This window comes from Pseudomonas sp. P5_A2_2 (assembly GCF_054177685.1).
Genome location: NZ_JBGCUL010000645.1, coordinates 1 through 2,594, shown reverse-complemented (window position 1 = coordinate 2,594; position 2,594 = coordinate 1). Strand labels below are relative to the sequence as shown.

Here is a 2,594-nt window from a genome sequence, read left to right as displayed (position 1 = left end):
TGATCCGAAGACCATGTTCATCATTCCGACAGCGCCCTTGACTGCCGGCACTTACAAGGTCGAATGGCGCGCGGTGTCGTCGGACACCCATCCGATCACCGGCAACGTCACGTTCAAAGTGAAATGATCGATGAGCGACTCGGCCAACGTCGTGCTGCGGTTTGTGTTGTATGTGGATTTGATGCTGTTGTTTGGCGTGGCGCTGTTCGGGCTCTACAGCTTCAAAGGACAGGAACGGCTATCCGGGACGGTGCTGCCCTTTCGCCGATTATTGACGGCAACAGCCGGACTCGGCGCACTGCTGTCCATCACCGGCATGGTGCTGATGGTTCGCGCCATGAGCGGCGAGTCAGACGTTACCGAGTTGCGCCCTCACATCGAGATGATGCTGTTCGAGACCGACGTCGGGTTGGCCTGGGCTGCGAGGATGATTGCATTGACGGTCGCGGGTCTGGCGTTGATGCTCAACCCACGCGCCCCCGGCATCAGCCTGGTAATCGCCGCCACGGCCGGCGGCATCGCCCTCGCCAGCCTGGCCTGGAGCGGGCACGGCGCCATGGACGAAGACAGTCGCCGTTACTGGCACTTCACCGCGGACATCCTGCACCTGCTGATAGCGGGCGCCTGGCTCGGTGCGTTGCTGGCGTTTGCCCTGATGGCGCAAACCCGGGCTCTGCAAACCGAAGCACACATTCGCTTACTGGCCCTCGCGGTCAAGCGATTCGAGCTTGTCGGTGCGCTGATCGTTGTGATCATCACCCTGACGGGCGTGGTGAACTACCTGTTTATCGTCGGGCCGAAGCTCGATGAGGTTTTACTCAGCCATTACGGAATTTTGCTGGCGATCAAAGTACTGCTGTTTGCCGGAATGCTGGTGTTGGCGGCGTTGAACCGCTTTCATCTTGGCCCCTTGCTGGAGCAGTCGTTACGAGAGGGCCAATATCGCGCGGCGGCCCATGCACTTCGACGCAGTGTGGTAGTGGAAATGGCCGCAGCGGTGTTGATTGTGGGGGTGGTGGCGTGGCTGGGGACGTTGAGTCCGGAAGTGGAATGAGCCATCTTCAGGGGGAAATCTCTGACACTTAAGTACTGATTTAAATTTGGGCCACCCAGGCCTGGGCAAAGGCCCAGGCGTTGGGATCTTTGCTGGTTGGCATTTTCATCCTCCCGAGTACGAATTTTCTCTAAATTAGCCGTACGTCTCGGCGGACTTGCCAATGAGGAACTCTTGATTCAATGTAATGACAAATGTCATTACATGAGAATCTATCCCATGGCATCTATCAACATCCGTATCGATGACGACCTCAAGGCTCGCGCCTATCTCGAACTGGAAAAGCTCGGCGTCACGCCTTCCGAACTGATGCGCCAGACCCTGCAATATGTAGCGGAACGTGGTCAGTTGCCTTTCAAGCCTGTCTTGATGACTGAAGACGATGAGGCTTTATTGGCCACCGTGCGGGAACGGCTTGCATCTCCTCAACGAGTAAAGGTTTCTATAGATGACCTATAGCCTTGAGTTTGATGCCCGTGCATTGAAGGAATGGCAAATACTTGGCGACACAGTCCGACAGCAGCTCAAAAAGAAGCTGATGGAGATCCTGAACAATCCACGCATTGAAGCTAACCGCCTGCATGGTTTTCCCGACTGCTACAAAGTCAAACTACGTAGCAGCGGTTACCGCTTGGTCTATCAAGTGATTGACCAGGAAATTACTGTGTTTGTGGTAGCCGTGGATAAACGGGAACGTGAGCAGGTTTATCGCAAAGCGGCTGAACGCTTGAAGTAATGACGCAAGGTGGTAGCCATTTATGGGGGCGCTGATTTTTCACACCGGTGAAAGTTTCACTACACTCCCCCTTCAAAACCACTCCAGCACAAAAGTCCGATAACAATGAAGAAAATCAACAGAGCAATGATGCTCGGCGGCTTGCTCGCACTCTCCCTTGGCGCCCAGGCAGAACCTTCGCACCTGGACAGCGTCATACAACAGGGACAATTACGCGTTTGCACCACCGGTGACTACAAGCCCTACACCCTCAAATCAGAGGACGGCGAGCATTCCGGCATCGACATCGCCATGGCCCGCGCCTTGGCCGACAGCCTTGGCGTCAAGGTCGAGTGGGTGCCCACCACCTGGAAAACCCTGATGCCCGACATGCTCGCCGGCAAGTGCGACATCGCCATGGGCGGCATCTCGGTCACCCTGGAGCGGCAGAAAAAAGCCTTCTTCAGCAACATCCTCGACGTCGACGGCAAAATCCCGCTGGTGCGCTGCGAAGACCAGGCGCGGTACCAGACCRTCGAACAGATCAACCAACCCTCGGTTCGCCTGGTCGAACCCGCCGGCGGCACCAACGAAGCGTTTGTCCACGCCTACCTGCCCAAGGCGCAATTGCAACTGCACGACAACGTAAGCATCTTTCAGGAACTGCTGGATAAAAAAGCCGACGTAATGATCACCGACGCATCGGAGGCGCTGTATCAGCAGAAGCTCAAACCGGGCCTCTGCGCGGTCAACCCCACGCACTACCTGCAATACGGCGAAAAAGCCTACCTGCTGCCCCGCGACGACATCACCTGGAAGCTGTAC

The 2,594-nt window shown here is 56.4% G+C and carries 5 protein-coding genes; all 5 read left to right on the top strand.

The genetic code is table 11. The features are described 5' to 3' along the window. A partial coding sequence (locus tag ACXRVY_RS23610; RefSeq protein ID WP_458238384.1) for a copper resistance protein CopC occupies window positions 1-127 on the top strand: 127 nt, incomplete at its 5' end. Window positions 128-130: 3 nt separating this feature from the next. Further along, complete coding sequence (gene copD / locus ACXRVY_RS23605; protein ID WP_223457016.1) at window positions 131-1,054, top strand: copper homeostasis membrane protein CopD; 924 nt, start codon at window positions 131-133, stop codon at window positions 1,052-1,054. Window positions 1,055-1,273: 219 nt separating this feature from the next. Next, a complete protein-coding gene (locus ACXRVY_RS23600; protein ID WP_223457013.1) occupies window positions 1,274-1,513 on the top strand; it encodes a type II toxin-antitoxin system RelB/DinJ family antitoxin in 240 nt (79 codons plus the stop codon). After that, window positions 1,503-1,790, top strand: coding sequence for a type II toxin-antitoxin system RelE family toxin (locus ACXRVY_RS23595; protein ID WP_457266246.1), 288 nt, complete (start codon window positions 1,503-1,505; stop codon window positions 1,788-1,790). Before ACXRVY_RS23600 ends, ACXRVY_RS23595 begins: the two co-directional genes overlap by 11 nt. 105 nt (window positions 1,791-1,895) lie before the next feature. Then, window positions 1,896-2,594: transporter substrate-binding domain-containing protein (locus tag ACXRVY_RS23590; RefSeq protein ID WP_458238383.1), on the top strand; the 699-nt coding region annotated here is incomplete at its 3' end.